At 47.4% G+C, this 15,138-nt stretch carries 14 protein-coding genes; 8 read left to right on the top strand and 6 right to left on the bottom strand.

The window, feature by feature from the left end:
• The first annotated feature begins 192 nt into the window (after nucleotides 1-192).
• The gene (locus tag QUA36_RS24005) at nucleotides 193-759 is read left to right on the top strand and encodes a transcriptional regulator (RefSeq protein WP_333454896.1); all 567 of its coding nucleotides are present in this window, start codon (nucleotides 193-195) and stop codon (nucleotides 757-759) included.
• Nucleotides 760-958: 199 nt separating this feature from the next.
• Here the strand turns inward: QUA36_RS24005 and QUA36_RS24000 are convergent, their stop codons facing one another.
• Complete coding sequence (locus QUA36_RS24000) at nucleotides 959-2,887, bottom strand: penicillin-binding protein 2 (protein WP_333161503.1); 1,929 nt, start codon at nucleotides 2,885-2,887, stop codon at nucleotides 959-961.
• Between the two features lie 297 nt (nucleotides 2,888-3,184).
• The gene (locus QUA36_RS23995; RefSeq protein ID WP_333161501.1) at nucleotides 3,185-3,760 is read right to left on the bottom strand and encodes a hypothetical protein; all 576 of its coding nucleotides are present in this window, start codon (nucleotides 3,758-3,760) and stop codon (nucleotides 3,185-3,187) included.
• Nucleotides 3,761-4,097: 337 nt separating this feature from the next.
• Between QUA36_RS23995 and QUA36_RS23990 the strand changes: the two genes are divergently transcribed.
• The 3 genes from QUA36_RS23990 (at nucleotide 4,098) to glgB (ending at nucleotide 7,783) form a co-directional block, all read left to right on the top strand.
• Nucleotides 4,098-4,298: a serine protease gene (locus QUA36_RS23990; protein ID WP_333161499.1), complete on the top strand. Its 201-nt coding sequence runs from the start codon at nucleotides 4,098-4,100 to the stop codon at nucleotides 4,296-4,298.
• A gap of 261 nt (nucleotides 4,299-4,559) precedes the next feature.
• Nucleotides 4,560-4,709: a hypothetical protein gene (locus QUA36_RS23985; RefSeq protein ID WP_333161497.1), complete on the top strand. Its 150-nt coding sequence runs from the start codon at nucleotides 4,560-4,562 to the stop codon at nucleotides 4,707-4,709.
• A 779-nt stretch (nucleotides 4,710-5,488) separates the two neighbouring features.
• Nucleotides 5,489-7,783: a 1,4-alpha-glucan branching enzyme gene (gene glgB, locus QUA36_RS23980; protein ID WP_333459330.1), complete on the top strand. Its 2,295-nt coding sequence runs from the start codon at nucleotides 5,489-5,491 to the stop codon at nucleotides 7,781-7,783.
• Between the two features lie 383 nt (nucleotides 7,784-8,166).
• On the opposite strand, the gene QUA36_RS23975 is transcribed toward glgB, so the two are convergent.
• The 3 genes from QUA36_RS23975 to QUA36_RS23965 form a co-directional block, all read right to left on the bottom strand.
• Nucleotides 8,167-9,084, bottom strand: coding sequence for a glycosyltransferase family 2 protein (locus QUA36_RS23975; RefSeq protein WP_333161493.1), 918 nt, complete (start codon nucleotides 9,082-9,084; stop codon nucleotides 8,167-8,169).
• Between the two features lie 86 nt (nucleotides 9,085-9,170).
• Nucleotides 9,171-10,001 carry a hormogonium polysaccharide biosynthesis protein HpsJ gene (gene hpsJ-B, locus QUA36_RS23970; RefSeq protein ID WP_333459329.1) on the bottom strand — a complete coding sequence of 277 codons (831 nt, stop codon included), beginning with the start codon at nucleotides 9,999-10,001 and terminating at the stop codon, nucleotides 9,171-9,173.
• 128 nt (nucleotides 10,002-10,129) lie between these two features.
• A complete protein-coding gene (locus tag QUA36_RS23965; RefSeq protein ID WP_333233353.1) occupies nucleotides 10,130-10,456 on the bottom strand; it encodes a hypothetical protein in 327 nt (108 codons plus the stop codon).
• Nucleotides 10,457-10,796: 340 nt separating this feature from the next.
• Here QUA36_RS23965 and QUA36_RS23960 point away from each other — a divergent pair, with 340 nt between their 5' ends.
• The 4 genes from QUA36_RS23960 (at nucleotide 10,797) to QUA36_RS23945 (ending at nucleotide 13,402) form a co-directional block, all read left to right on the top strand.
• Nucleotides 10,797-11,291 (top strand): adenylyltransferase/cytidyltransferase family protein, encoded by a 495-nt coding sequence (locus QUA36_RS23960; RefSeq protein ID WP_333161491.1) that lies wholly within the window; start codon nucleotides 10,797-10,799, stop codon nucleotides 11,289-11,291.
• Nucleotides 11,292-11,436: 145 nt separating this feature from the next.
• Entirely contained in the window at nucleotides 11,437-12,306 is an 870-nt protein-coding gene (locus QUA36_RS23955) for an STAS domain-containing protein (RefSeq protein ID WP_333161489.1), read from the top strand.
• A 55-nt stretch (nucleotides 12,307-12,361) separates the two neighbouring features.
• The gene (locus QUA36_RS23950; protein WP_333161487.1) at nucleotides 12,362-12,739 is read left to right on the top strand and encodes an STAS domain-containing protein; all 378 of its coding nucleotides are present in this window, start codon (nucleotides 12,362-12,364) and stop codon (nucleotides 12,737-12,739) included.
• A 264-nt stretch (nucleotides 12,740-13,003) separates the two neighbouring features.
• Nucleotides 13,004-13,402, top strand: a complete 399-nt coding sequence (locus tag QUA36_RS23945; RefSeq protein WP_333161485.1) for an anti-sigma regulatory factor — start codon at nucleotides 13,004-13,006, stop codon at nucleotides 13,400-13,402.
• Between the two features lie 348 nt (nucleotides 13,403-13,750).
• Here the strand turns inward: QUA36_RS23945 and QUA36_RS23940 are convergent, their stop codons facing one another.
• On the bottom strand, nucleotides 13,751-15,010 hold the full coding sequence (locus QUA36_RS23940; protein ID WP_333161483.1) for a transposase: 1,260 nt from the start codon (nucleotides 15,008-15,010) through the stop codon (nucleotides 13,751-13,753).
• Nucleotides 15,011-15,138 lie beyond the last annotated feature (128 nt).

The raw sequence follows: 15,138 nt of genomic DNA, 5'->3' as shown, positions 1-15,138 counted from the left end.
TAGAGTTGAATTCCTTGACGGGGTAGATTCATATATCTCTTTTTTTGTCAACTTCTAATACTGTACCGACGCTCTAGCTGTTTTTTGGGCCAGCTAAATATCAGGGAGTGCATCTACGTGTCAATAAATAAAACGCTCAAAGGCAGAGCCACTACACCTGCCGCCGGTTTTACAATGATTGAGCTATTGATAATGATTTTAATCATAGGAATATTTTGTGCGATCGTCGCCCCCTCTTGGCTCATGTTTATCAACAACCACCGTTTAAAGCTATCGCTCGATCGAGCTTATTGGGCAATGGAACTTGCCCACAGCAACGCCAAACGTGACAAAATTTCATGGCAAGCCAGCTTCAAACAAGTAGGAGAAAATGTACACATAGCTGTTCACCCAGCCGACATTCCCCCAGCCCTAATACCAGCCAGTCAATGGAAAAACCTAGAACCGCAAATTCAAATAGATACAGTTATAAACGACAAAGGAGGATATGAAACAACACTACTTCCAGTAAATGAAAACAACGAGCAAAAAGAAAACGGCACAATCCGGCGCGTCATGTTCAACCACAGAGGTTGCCCCGTATCTCGAAGCGACCACGACTGCACCCTAACGAGTATAAGAGCCAAAGGAACCCTAACACTATATCATCCCAATTTGAGAAACAGCCAACGCTGCATCATCATCTCCACTCTCTTAGGACATAAACGCACCTCCCAAAGACAATCAAAACCCAACGAAAACAAAAGATATTGTTACTGACAGGGGGATAAGAGGAATTATTTTGGAGTAGGGAAACGGCATTACCGCGTCCTCAATAGTCCTGTTGTCGATCGTTATATCCGATCGCGCGATGAATTATTTTGGAGTGGGGAAACGGCACTGCCGTCTCCTCAATAGCCCTGTTGTCGATCGTTATATTCAAGATCAATTCCTGACGCCACATCTCAGATATAATCAACTACTTCTTACTCGGCGCAATCTTCTCAATAGAAATCAACGCCTCCATCACCGACTCCACAATCGGCGCCGCCACCGTACCCCCCGAAGAACCCTCCTTCGGCTCATCAATCACCGCCAAAACCACATACCGAGGAGCCTCCACAGGCATGATCCCCACAAAGCTAGTAATAATCGCCTTGTCTGAATAACCCCCACCAGAATTAGCTTTTTGAGCCGTACCCGTTTTCCCAGCAATCCGATACCCAGGAATTTGTGCAGCTTTCCCTGTACCACCATCAACCACAGTTTCCATCATTTCTAAAACCTGCTTAGTAGTTTCCGGTGAAAAAACCTGCTTCGGAACAGCCCTCGGAAGTTTCCAAAAAGCTTGACCATCCCTATCAAAAAGTCCCCGCACAACATGAGGAGTCACCAACTTACCGCCGTTGGCCAAAGCTCCATTAAGCTGCACCAACTGCATCGGAGTTATCGAAAAACCCTGACCAAAAGCAGTAGTGGCAACTTCCACAGGAGAATTAATAAATTGCTCTCGATTTTTAAGCTGGCTGGTTACTTCAAAAGGCAAATCAGTTCCCGCAGTTTGTCCGAGTCCGAGTTTTTCTAAAGCTTGATAGTAAAGAGAAGGTTTCATGGTTCTCATGATGTGCACCATCCCCACATTACTAGAATATTTCAAAATCTCAGTAACAGTCGAAGGGCCGCGCGCGCCTGCTCTTTGGTAATCGGAATTTTGGATAGTCCAGGGATTCATGTAAATCCGACCTTCATCGTTAAACACAGTATTAGGTTTCACCGCACCCGCTTCCAGAGCGATCGCCACATTAATCGCTTTAAAAGTCGAACCAGGCTCATAAACATCAGTTACAGCCCAATTTTTATAGCGCGACAAATCGAAATTAAAATATTGATTCGGGTCATAAGAAGGTTCCGCTACAACTGACAGTAACTCCCCATTACGGGCATCCATCACTATCACTGTGCCCCGCTTCGCATCGTGTTGCTTCATTTTTTCCTTAAGCGCATTTCGGGCAGCCCGCTGCAAGCGACTGTCGATCGTCAGTTGTAATTTCAAGTCATCAAGCTGCACAAATCCCGCCGTCAGGCGATCGGGAACCCAATTCCCATTGCTCGACCTGCTAAACTGAATCGACGGCATCGATCGTTCCAACAAATTCTGCTGGCTGTATTCCACCCCGGCTTGTCCCTTCCGTTCCCCGTCCACATAACCGAGGATATCCGCCGCCAACTCCTGCTGCGGGTAAAAACGCTGCTGCTGCCGCAGCAACTCCAAGCCATCGACCAGACTCTCTTTAATTTGCATCCCAGCGACGCGATCGGCAACCTCTTGAGGCAGAGAGTCAGCAATTGTAATACCGCTTTCAGCAAGATTAAACCTGCGTATCAATTCAGTTTCCGACGTAGTGCCCGGACTCAGTTCGATCGCCAGCATCGGAGCCAACTTAGCAGCAATTTCCGCCTTCGAGTGGTTAAACAACTTCGGGTGAGCGTAGAGCGTGTACACCTGTCTGTCGATCGCCAAAACATTTCCTGCGCGGTCAATTATCGGGCGTCTCGGTACAAACGGCTTCGTTTTGAGAGTTTGCTGCTGCTCGGCCTGTTTACGTAGCGCCGGAGCTCGCGTCACCTGCAAATAAAACAAATTCACAGCCAGCCCCAGCCCCCCCAGCATCAACACCGCCCACACTGCCCACAAACGGAACTTGCTGCGCTTTAAACGCTCCACCGGTCGTCCCCAAGATGAAGCCGTCTGTTGTGGCGAGCGGCCGAAACTGCCGGAAGATCTAGGTTTGGCTGGTTTTTCCCACCCAGTACGCGCGGCGAAGCTATCCCGTAGGGAATCGCCCGCCTGTTTTGTGCGTTTGAAATTCGGCGATCTGTAGCGGTCAAAACGGGGGTCGTAGCTCATGGCATTAAAAATTCAATAGCAAGTTAGAGCGTTTTAGAATTTAGAATTTATAACTTAAATCTCAAAAGATAAAATTCACCACTTGGGAATGAGCAGTCCCTATCAGGGTTTGGATCACATCTACAGTTGCATTCTGTTTTTTGAAGAAGTGGTCTTAATTATTTTTAATCTGTAACTTGCGGTTGGAAGCAGAAAATCGATCGCGACTTGCAAAAAAGTCAAAAAGGAAATTAGATCCTCAAATTCTCAGGCCCTCGGACACTCAGGCCCTCGGGCGCTCTCCGCTTTGACACAGGTTTAATAGCCCAGCGGTGTTTCCACACCGGCTCGACTCTTGAGAGCGGGCTCAGAATTTGGTGCCGCAACGGGCGATCGGGTTTCAGGGGCCGGCTGCAAGAAAATCGTGTCCCCAGGATTCTGCGGAGCCAAACCGGTTTCTGGATTTTGGGCTTCTTTAGCAAGTTGGTGTTTCAAAACTTCGCTAGCAGCGCTCAACTGCTGTTCTTGGAGGCGCAGAGTTTCCAGTTTTTGATAATCCTGACTCCAGCGCTGCTCGCCGTAAACTGTCAAGCCGTAGAGACTTAGAGCGCCGCCCAAAAGCATAACTGCTGCCACTGAGGAGGCGCGCTGTGCCTGCAGGAGCGATCGCAACCACACTGGCTGCTGCTGGCGATCGGGCATGACTTTCAGCACCGATGCGGACTGCCGAACCTGAGCCTGTTCGTCGGCAGGCGAGTAGTTGGGCAATACCGGCCCTGTCTTCGCCCGCCTAGCTCGGGCAATAGAAGTAACTTTGCTTTTGGCTGCGCCAGCAGCGGGCTTGCGGGTCGATCGGGAGCGGGGAGAATCCGGGGATCTGATAGCAGCGGTCATAAAGTTCACCAATACGTAAAGTGGGGTAGCTTCAGCTTGATTGAGGTTAAGAGTTTTTTGTCTCCCAGATCGCCAGTGGTGGCTATCTGCGTTCGATCGGTTATCCTTACCAAGGATACCTCACAAGCCAACCAACCCATCCTACCACTGGTCTCTTTGACTTCAGGATTTGCCAAAAAAAAGAAATCTTTGCTGGTTAGCGATAATCTATGTGAAATTTATTAATAAATGCAGTATTGTAATCAACGAGCGAATCGTTGAGCTATTCGTGCCAGCATTGTTTCTCAAGTACACTATTCCCTTCCTTGCGATGGGTTTTCAATGTTAAGGAGTTTTTATGAACAAGGGATTAATTCGTTTGACTTTGGTAGTGGCCTTGGCAGCAGCCCTCGGCGCCTGCGGCGATGCCACTACTACTCCGGGCAGCACTAGCCCCTCTCCGGACGCCTCTGGCACTACTACTCCTCCTGTTTCTTCTCCATCTCCAAAGGCTACTCCAACTACTAGCCCTGCCCCTGCTCCTAAAAAGACTCCCTAACTAGGGCTATCCCGGAGTTGGTTCCCAACGAGCCTAGTCTTGGGGTGAAAAATGGTTCGCTCCTCGCATTTTTTCATCTCATCGGTCTAGGTCTCAAGTTGGGTGGTAGTGATTGTCTGATGCTTTTACTACTAAAGTTCAGTGCGTCCCTTACAGCAGCAAAGTCCGCTGATTCGCTGCGTTAGAGGAACATTCCTTTTCAAGTAGAAAAATTTACTCCCGGCCTGCACGTTTTGTTTTGAAACTCAAGCCTGTGACAGGATGCTTGAGGACATTGCCAGTGCTGCTGCCTCAACTGAATATCAACCGGAGGCGATCGCAGACTCGACGCAAATTTTGCACTCGATCAAGTCTCGCTTGCCTTCCCCGCCAGTGTTCCCACAGACGAGAGGAAAGCAAGCAGAGACTTAGATACCCGAAAACTGGCGAGATGAAAGCATCGGCATTGCTACTCGATTTGTTGACTACGAGTTTCGCGCCGGTGCGGGCAAGCACATCGACCCGTCTGTTTTAACCAAGTTTAGTGATTCAATTGGCGTCGCGCCAGTTCGGTATTAACCCTGCCTAGGCAAAACTCGCTCCTGTTGCGCCTGAGTGGTGCTTTAAACCTATTGCACCGTCACTGGTAGGCGATGCCTTGAGCATGGCAGATATGGCTTGCTGCTGTCGCCACGCTGAGTCCTTTAGCTTTCATTCCTCAATATCGAGTTAAGCATCCTTAGCTGTTTGAGGGTATTGCCCAAATTCACTGGCTTTGTGGGCCAACCCAGCCTCTGGGATCTGAAAGTCTACCGATCGGGCGATCGTCCCTGCCGGAAAATTCCAGGTAAACTATTAACTGTTGCCCAACACTTACAGGCTTGACCCTCCGGGAGCGGCAAATCGACAATAGGTTGAAAAAAAATAATTATCACATATTAAATAATAAGTCAAGGGTATTGGGGAAAAAATATAAATTTTTCAATTTGTTTTAATATTTCTATACTTAGGTGTTAGCAGTAAAACCCCAGCTCTGCCGCCGGCAAGGCAACAGCCTGCTGTGTGTGCAAGGGCACGCGCTGGAGCTGCAGCAGGCAAGATCATGCTAATCAGTGGTAGGATCAGCGATCAAAAATGTATCGAAATGTAAAGTGCAGCGCCGCTCTAGGTTTTGAAAGCCATTTAGTTAAAAGATTGAGGTAAGTAGTTTTATGCCCGCGACCGTCCCCTTTGAACAGATTGACCGCATTGTTTGGAATCAGCACCACGATCCATTTGAAGTGCTAGGCCCTCACGCGATCGAAGAAAATGGCAAAAAAGTCTGGGTCGTCCGAGCTTATCTGCCGAATGCGGATGCGGTATCGGTAGTTTTGCCGGAGGCCAGGGCCGAATACCCGATGAAATCAGAACATCATCCTCACTTTTTTGAATGTACGATCGACACCCCAGAACTAGCAAACTATCAATTGCGGGTCAAAGAAGGAGAACACGATCGCTTTATCTACGACCCCTACGCCTTTCGATCGCCCAAACTCACAGAATTTGACATTCACTTATTTTCAGAAGGCAACCACCACCGGATTTACGAAAAACTCGGGGCGCACCTCACCGAAGTAGGCGGCATCACAGGAGTATATTTTGCCGTTTGGGCTCCGAATGCTCGCAATGTCTCTGTTTTAGGAGATTTCAACTATTGGGACGGCCGCAAACATCAAATGCGGAAATCGCAAAACGGCATCTGGGAATTATTTATTCCGGGACTATCCGTGGGAACTTCCTACAAATACGAAGTGAAAAACCAAGACGGACATCCCTACGAAAAGTCCGACCCTTACGGTTTCCAGCAAGAAGTGCGGCCGAAAACAGCATCAATTGTCACGGACTTAGACACCTACACTTGGCACGACAGCGCTTGGATCGAAAAGCGGCGGCACACAGACCAACTGACGCAGCCGATTTCGGTTTACGAATGCCACATCGGTTCTTGGCTGCACGCCGCTACTGACGAACCCGCCGTGCTACCAAATGGGGAAATAGAACCCCCCGTGCAGGTTTCGGAACTCAATCCCGGGGCGCGCTTTCTGACTTACCGGGAATTAGCCGATCGGCTGATACCCTACGTCAAAGATTTGGGCTTCACTCACATCGAAATGCTGCCCATCGCCGAACATCCTTTCGATGGTTCTTGGGGCTACCAAGTAACTGGCTATTTCGCCCCAACTTCCCGCTACGGCAAACCTGAAGATTTCATGTATTTTGTTGACCAGTGCCACGCCAACGGCATTGGCGTACTGGTGGACTGGGTACCGGGACATTTCCCCAAAGACGGCCACGGCTTGGCTTTTTTTGACGGAACTCACTTGTACGAACACGCCGACCCCCGCAAGGGCGAGCACAAAGAGTGGGGAACCCTAGTATTTAACTACGGCCGCAACGAAGTGCGGAATTTCCTAGTATCAAACGCTCTGTTCTGGTTTGACAAGTACCACATCGACGGGATTCGCGTAGATGCCGTAGCCTCGATGCTTTATTTGGATTACTGCCGCGAACCGGGAGAATGGCTGACCAACCAGTACGGGGGCCGGGAAAATATCGAGGCGGCAGATTTTCTGCGTCAGGCGAATCACGTCATTTTTAGCTATTTCCCAGGGGCGCTGTCGATCGCCGAAGAATCCACCTCTTGGCCGATGGTATCTTGGCCGACCTATGTAGGGGGTTTGGGTTTCAACCTGAAGTGGAACATGGGTTGGATGCACGATATGCTCGACTATTACCACATGGACCCGTGGTTCCGCCAGTTCCACCAGAACAACATAACTTTCAGTATGTGGTACAACCACAGCGAGAATTTCATGCTGGCTTTGTCGCACGATGAAGTAGTGCACGGCAAAGCCCACATCATCGGCAAAATGCCAGGAGACGAATGGCAAAAGTTTGCAAACGTGCGGTGTTTGTTTACTTTTATGTTTACTCATCCCGGAAAGAAAACGATCTTTATGGGGATGGAGTTCGGCCAGTGGCACGAGTGGAACGTTTGGGGGGATTTGCAGTGGCAGTTGCTGCAATTCGAGCCACACCAAAAGTTGAAGCTGTTTTTTAAAGATTTGAACAATTTGTACCGCAGCGAAACGGCACTTTACAGTCAAGATTTTGCTGAGGATGGGTTTGAGTGGATTGATTGCAGCGACAATCGACACAGCGTCGTGGCATTTGTGCGCCGAGAGAAGGATGGCGACGAGTTTGTGGTGACGGTGTGCAATTTTACGCCCCAGCCGCACTCTCACTATCGCGTAGGAGTGCCGGAACCTGGTTTCTATACGGAGTTGTTTAACAGCGACGCGCGGGAATACGGCGGCAGCAATATGGGGAATTTGGGGGGCAAGTGGACTGAGGAGTGGTGGTTCCACAACAGTGCTTATTCGATCGACTTGTGTTTGCCACCTTTGGGGGTGTTGATTTTAAAGCTCGATCGGGCAAAAACAACAGCAAAATCTCAACAGTTTTAAGTTGTGAGTCATGAGAGTTTTGAGTTAAGAATCAAAGCTTTATTAAACCTAAAACTTTGAGGGTATTCAGAAACCCGGTTTCTTGGACAAACCGGGTTTTTTCTTTTTTGTTGTGGCAAAAGAAGGAAGTTATGCAACGGATTCGTTTCCTTCGGATTTAAAAAAATTAATATTAATTCCGGTTGCATCGGAATGATTTAACCGCAGAGTACGCAGAGTTCACAGAGGAAGAGAAGAGAGAGATGAATAATTTCGATGCACACGGAAAGGATATAATAACTCTTCTAAATACTTAGGCTACCCCTCGAGTCCGATCGGCGGGGGAACCGCGAGGTTAAAAGTTCCAAATACTACCGCTAGGCGAGCGTACCTCTTACCAATTTTTAATTTCGAGTATCGGAAGCACCAAGATTATAAGAAACTTTTGACGGCTCAACTGTTACTACTTCCGAAATAGATTGTTCTGCTGCTACCTCTAAAGTTGGCAGTGGTAGATGCTTCATTTCCCAAACTTTCAGCAAAATTAGATATTCATAAAAAGCTTGCAGCGTGCACCAAGCCAATCCCGCTTGGCCGTCAAGAAATCCGCCCAGTAAAATATACATATAGAAAAAGCGCACCACAGGCCGCAAAGGCAAGCGCAAAGAAAAATCTTTCAAAGCGCGGCGCCTTTCCACCTCCGACGCGCCAAACAATAAACCCCACCAATTTACTTGACCTGCTTCTAATTGGCGGAGAGTTTCAGCCGCCTCGTCAGTCGAGTAGCGGTTGTGCTTTTCAATCCAGCGGGAAAGACCTTTGCTGCAAGTATAGTGAGGGTAAGTTTCCTTCAAAAAGTGAGTAGGCCCGTTGCAGACTTCGCGTTCAGTGTGACCGTAGTCAGTAAACCACACTCGGTCTTTGCGAAAGAGACGCATTTGATAGCGGGGATATTGAGTGCTGCGGCGAATCCAGCGCTCCATAAATATTACTTTTTCAGCTACGTAATAGCCGATATATTCTTGACTTTCGATCGCCTTTAAGCATTCAGCAAACAGTGCAGGCGTCATCCGCTCGTCAGCTTCGAGGATGTAAACCCATTCGTACTTGCACGGGACTTCTTGGAGCATCCAAGTCCGCTGGCGTCCGTGACTTTCAAAGCGGTGCTGCACTGTTTGCACGGCATAGTTCTGAACAATCTCAAGGGTGCGATCGGTGCTGAAAGAGTCAACTACAATGATATCGTCACAAAGCAGTGCCGATTCAATGCAAGCGGCGATATCAATCTCTTCGTTGTAAGTCAGAATATAAATTGAGAACATTCCCAGCTTTCAGTAAGGGCAAACTATTGGGTAAACAAACTATTTCTCAGGGATGTCTCGACCAGCGCGATCCCTGCCAGCGCTGGTCAATTTTTGCGGCGGCCGAACCGCAGAATTCCCATGCTTCTCAATCCCGTCCAACCAACAGTAATGTAGCCGATCGCTAACAGCAAACTGGTGATTCCCGTCTGCAAACTCGAATTTCTCGATCGAGTTCTTAACTCTTTCTCTTTTTGTTGCTTGCGGGTGCGAATCTCGTTGCGAGCTTGAGTGGGGAGTGATTGAGCTTGCTGTTCCAAGAACTTGTCGAGGGCTTTCGGGTCATTCTTCGACTCCTGAAGCACAGCTTTCAATTCCTTGGGAACCTCTGGACTCTTGAGTGCTTCTTGCAGCTTCCCGTCGTCTTGCAGCAGCGCCCCTATCTGGCTGCGACGCTGGCTTTTGAGCTGTTCTACCTGAGCTTTAAATTGAGGGCTTTTAAGTTGTGCCTCAAGTTGACCTTCCGCTTGTCCGGCTTCTTGATCGACTTGAGCCAGAGCATCCTTGAGTTCCAAACGAGTATTGTTGAGGTGAACGGGAACCAGAGATAGGTAAACTAGACCTAACAAGCTGGAAATCAACAGCGCCCAGAATCGCAAGTCCAGCCAAACGTTGCGTCGCTCAATAGAGACTCCACTGCTGCTGTCCACCCAAAAGCCAGTCATCAGGAGGGCGATACCGATCAAAGGAATAATGCCCTTGTCAACTATCTGAGTTGCAGCAGTCAACTGCCAGCCTCGATTGAGAAGGTCTGAAGTTTCTCCCGGCAGCGACAGAACAATGCAGTCAAGCAAAGCAGAGAGAATCAAGATAATCCCGACTACTTTGAGAGTTCGAGCAGCTACTGAAGAAAATTGACGGCTATTACTTGCTTTCATAATTCGTGTTAGATAATTCTACACCGTTAGATTCAAGGGGGTAGTTGAGTGGATTTTGTTGAACGAGTTTAGCTATTTTCCACCAAAATAGCTGCTTCGGATACCGAACTCGACTTTCCTCTGGGTTTTCACAGGCTGCGGTTGCGATCAAAAAGGTCGAGTTTCTGCACAGCTATATAGAGTTGGACACAGGAGGCTGTGCGCTTCTGGGTTGGCTGTAAAGCTTGGTCAAGATAGCGCCCAGACTCTGCTGCAAGCAACTGCTGGCTTCTTCTATAGTCTGACGAATCCAGCGTAAAGATGAGTTCTGCACGCTTGGGCTCGGTGCTTTTAACTAGCTTTCGCTCGCGCGGCGGTGTCAGAAATAATAGACACAGGAGGAGCGCGTTTCGTTGGGTTTCACCCCCTAGGGCTCTCACTCCCCGATCGCCTGCCCGATGCGGTGGAACTCTCATCCCTTGTCTTATAGTAATTGATATAAGAGAGGGCGGGAATAAATAATTGTTTACCAACCTTTTTAACATCCAATTACCAACAGCACGATACGGCAGTCACAAATACACGAATAGCGGTTTTTTACTGGAAATTCTGTTTACCATATCAGCTTCGTCGCAGGTAATTTTACTTCTATATTCTTGCTTAAGAGTCACACATTACTAATGCCTAGTTAGTCATGTCTGACTATTAATTATTGCCAGGTTGAAGGATTTATTGTTCAATATTAAAAGTGCAAAAATTCAGTTTTTTTGGTAGGATAATTTTGCTCGCTGTTAAAATTTTGTGGTAATGACTGCAATGATTTCTAATGTTTACACGTTGAAAGAACTTGAAAAATCGCTCGCATCCGATCCGGACAAGTGGCGTCCGCTCGTGTTTACTAACGGGTGCTTCGATATCCTGCACTGCGGTCACGTCCGCTATTTGCAGGCAGCAAAAAATTTGGGGCGATCGCTCGTGGTGGGCTTGAATAGCGACGCCAGCGTGCAAGCTATCAAACCCCAGCAGCCGGGATTGCCACCCCGCCCGATCGTACCGGAAAATCAGCGAGCCGAAGTGTTGGCCGCCCTCAAACCAGTAGACGCCGTAATAATTTTTGCCGAGATTACAGCAATTAAACTGATAAATATCCTGAAGCCTGATATATACGTTAAAGGAGGCGACTATCAAGTCGAAACTCTGCCAGAAGCACCGGCTGTTATCGCCGGAGGTGGCAAGATTTCCTTAATCGAAATAGAAGTTCCGAGTTCTACGAGTGCGATCGTCAAACGCATTTTACAATTAGGTACTTAACCCTCGATCGCAAACAGCAAACAGTGAGCTAAACTCAGAAGTTGCCCCATCATCAAAAAACACGCTTGGTGCGCGCGTGCGAAGCTATCCCGTAGGGAATCGCTCGTACAACTTCATTCCAATTGCTAAGCAGGAGATAATTTTAATGGAACTCACAAGCAATAACACGATCGCGGAAATCTTACAAAGACACAAAGCAGAGTTACTAGCAGACTGGCTCAAAGAACTGCAAAATACCGGGCTGCGGCGGGACGACTTGATGAGAGCCAAAGAATTGCGCTCCGAGTGTCAAGAGTTCCTGCAATTGCTCCACATTGCAGTCGGGCACGGTAATTTTAGCGACATCCAGACACCCGAATGGGAAAATATGCGGGTGTTGCTAGCAGAAGTTTCGCGATCGCGCGTTCAGAGAGGCTTTACTCCTTCAGAGATAGCGAGTTTCATTTTATGCTTCAAAAAGCCATTGTTCGATCGGCTTTGTCATGAACTGACAGAAAACCGCGACGCACTTGTCGAACAACTTTGGCTTTCCACCAGTTTATTAGACCAGCTTGGCCTTTGGGTGACAGAAATTTTTCTCAAAGCTCGCGAAGAAGTCATCGAACGCCAGCAGCAAGAAATGCTCGAATTGTCAACACCCGTAGTCAAACTTTGGCAAGGCATTCTCGCTTTACCCATGATCGGGACTCTCGACAGTGCCCGCACTCAAATAGTAATGGAAACTCTGTTGCAGGAAATCATGGAAACCGGCTCAGAATTTGCGATTTTAGACATTACAGGCGTGCCGACTGTTGACACTTTAGTTGCTCAACATTTATTAAAAACTGTCGCTGCCGCCCGTTTAATGGGTACTGAGTGCATCATCAGTGGCATTCGCCCGCAAATAGCTCAAACCATAGTTCACTTGGGAGTTGACTTGCAGGATATTCTCACAAAAGCGACTTTAGCAGATGCTTTTAAAGTCGCTTTGCAGCGCCAAGGTTTAACTATAAAAAATCTTAAAGAGGAAAGATAAAAATATTTAAATTTGACATGAAAGTTTAAGTAAAAATCAACACACAGGTGAATTTGTGGAACGGATACCAATACTTCAAATGGGAGAATTTCTGCTAGTAACAATTCAAGTAGATATGCACGACCGATTGGCAATGACTTTGCAAGACGATCTGACAAACCGCATAGTCAAAACAGGAGTTAAAGGTGTTTTAATAGAAATCTCTTCCCTGGAAATTGTAGATTCCTTTATCGGGCGTATTATCAACAATATCGCTAGTATGTCGCGAATTTTAGATGCGGAAACAGTTGTAGTCGGGATGCAGCCAGCGGTTGCTATTACGCTCGTTGAGTTGGGGCTTTCCCTGACAGGAGTTCGCACAGCTTTAAGCGTTGAAAAGGGCATGATTTTGTTAAGAAAATCATTGAGTGTGTCTGTTGACGAGGAAGCGTAAGCAGTCGCTTAATTGTCCCCTGACTGAGGCACAGGCAGTCAAGAAACCTAGTTTGTTTGTAGATACCTTGTTGACAAAGTGAAGATTTCTTAGGACAGGACTTACGCACTCAATGGGGTTAAATCAAGGGTTTGAGATTCCTGCACTATCTTCTCTTTTGAGAGAAAATCGTAGTAAGTGCGTAATTCCTATTAGCAGAAACTAAGTTGATGATCGTAAGTCCTATATTTTGGGGAGAAGTTCTATTTTGGTACAGTAGCCGCCATGTCAAAACGTGAGACACTAGAAATCCGATCGTCATCCGATATAGTCCACGTCCGACAGCAAGTGCGAACTTGGGCTGTAGCAATGGGGTTCGGTTTACTTGACCAAACGAAAATCGTTACCGCAGCCAGCGAACTCGCCCGCAATACTGTAGACTACGGCAAAGGGGGAACTGTAACTCTCGAAACGCTCCAATTAGGAACCCGCAAAGGGCTGAGGCTGATATTTGAAGACAAGGGCCCGGGAATTCCAGACATCGAATTGGCTATGACTGACGGTTATACTTCTAATCACGGTTTGGGTTTGGGGCTCAGTGGTTCCAAGCGGTTGATGCACGAATTTGAGATTGTTTCCAAAGTGGGTAAGGGGACTAAAATTGCGATCGTCCGCTGGCGGTGAGTAAGTAATACGATTTGAGAGTTGAGATTTTAGATTACAGCATTTGGGAAGGACTGAAAGCATCCAGGATACAAGCCCCCGGATGAATCCGTGGGCTTAATGCTTCAATTCTAAAATCTAAAATCTAAAATCTAAAATCGATTGAGTGAGGACGATCGGGGTTTGGAGCTTGCGTATAGTTGTATTATTTTTTAAAATTGGTATAAATAGCAACCAGCAAAACCAAGAAGTGATTCTTGGAATGCCACACCATACCCGGAGAGGGTTGGCGTATGGAGGATTTCATTATGAGAACTGGTGACATCCTCCTGCGCCAAATCAAAGATTATGGTGTAGGCTTCCCAAGAATCACTTCCTAGGTTTCCTGGTTGCTCTCTTGCGAGATTTCGCCACTTGCCTAGACTCAGTTGCCTCAGTCCCTGGTAGATCGGCTGCACAGGCGCTTTCGATTCCCGTCTGTCCAACGGTACTAATGAGGCATATTCCTCGGTTTCTGATATTCTGACCTGCTGCCACATCTCTATTCGTTGTGTATCCACAGTGAGGACAGCTATGAACTCTAACACTCAGGTCTTTTTTGACGAACCCGCCACACTCAGGACATTCTTGAGAAGTCCCCCTAGCATCAACTTCGGCAAAGAATTTCCCACGCTTCCAGCACACATACTTAACGATGGTTCTGAATTGTCCAAAAGCAGCGTCAAGCATATGCTTCCCAAACATCCCTTTGGCACTGATGCGGTAATCCAAGTCTTCCATGAAAACCATATCACCAACATCACAAAGGGCATGGGCTTGCTTGAAATGGAAGTCTTTCCTCGTGTTGTCAATTTGATGGTGAAGTCGGGCAACTTTAAGGCGTTGTTTTTCGTAGTTTTTAGACCGCTTACTTTTTCTCTTCAGTCTGCGTTGCAGCACTTTCAGCCTACCTTGCAGACGTTTAAAGAACTTTGGCGGTTTTACAAGAACACCGTCACTTGTTGCCAAGAATTTCTCCAACCCAATATCAACTCCAATGGGATGACCGTAGGGTGTTGGGTCGGGAATGTTGACATCACATTGCAGCGAAATAGATGCGTACCATTTATCGGCTTTCCTCAAGATTCGCACTTGTTTGACCACAAACCCTGTCGGGATAGGTCGATGCAAGTTGAGGGGAATCGCCCCAATCTTGGGCAGTTTAATGTGCAAATTCGTCACCGGATTCTCTTGAAACTGAGGAAACAGCAACGACTTAAACTGCCCATACTTCTTGAATCTGGGGAAGCCGAACCCTCTGTTCTGAAAATATTCCCATCCTCTATGCAACTGCTTAATAGCATGCTGGAGAACTTGAGAAGGAACCTGACTCAACTTGGGAAATTCTTTCTTAGCTTTCGGCAAGTTGTTAAGCTGTTGAATTTCGCCTGGGAACTTTAGCTCCGAAGAAATGATGTACTCTTTCTCCAGAGAGCATCTGTCAATCGGACACTTACGACTGTCACACCAATCTTTTATCTCTCTCAGTGCATAGTTAAATGCGCCTCGACAGATTTCCATCCACTCAATGAGTTGTTGCTCTTGAGCGGAGTCTGGATAGATTCGGTAGCGGTGTGTAAGTGTCAGCATTCCAGTATTATACAGTGTTTACTGGTGAGTAGTGTAGCGTTAAATGTTAATTTAAGGGACATGGAGTCCCATAAAATTAACTTGGGGGAGTCCATGTATCCCACATCAAATCAGAGATTATGGTGTGG

The sequence above is a fragment of the Microcoleus sp. Pol10D4 genome (genome assembly GCF_036701555.1).
Taxonomy (GTDB): Bacteria; Cyanobacteriota; Cyanobacteriia; order Cyanobacteriales; family Microcoleaceae; genus Microcoleus.
This window is presented reverse-complemented; position numbering and strand designations above follow the sequence as displayed.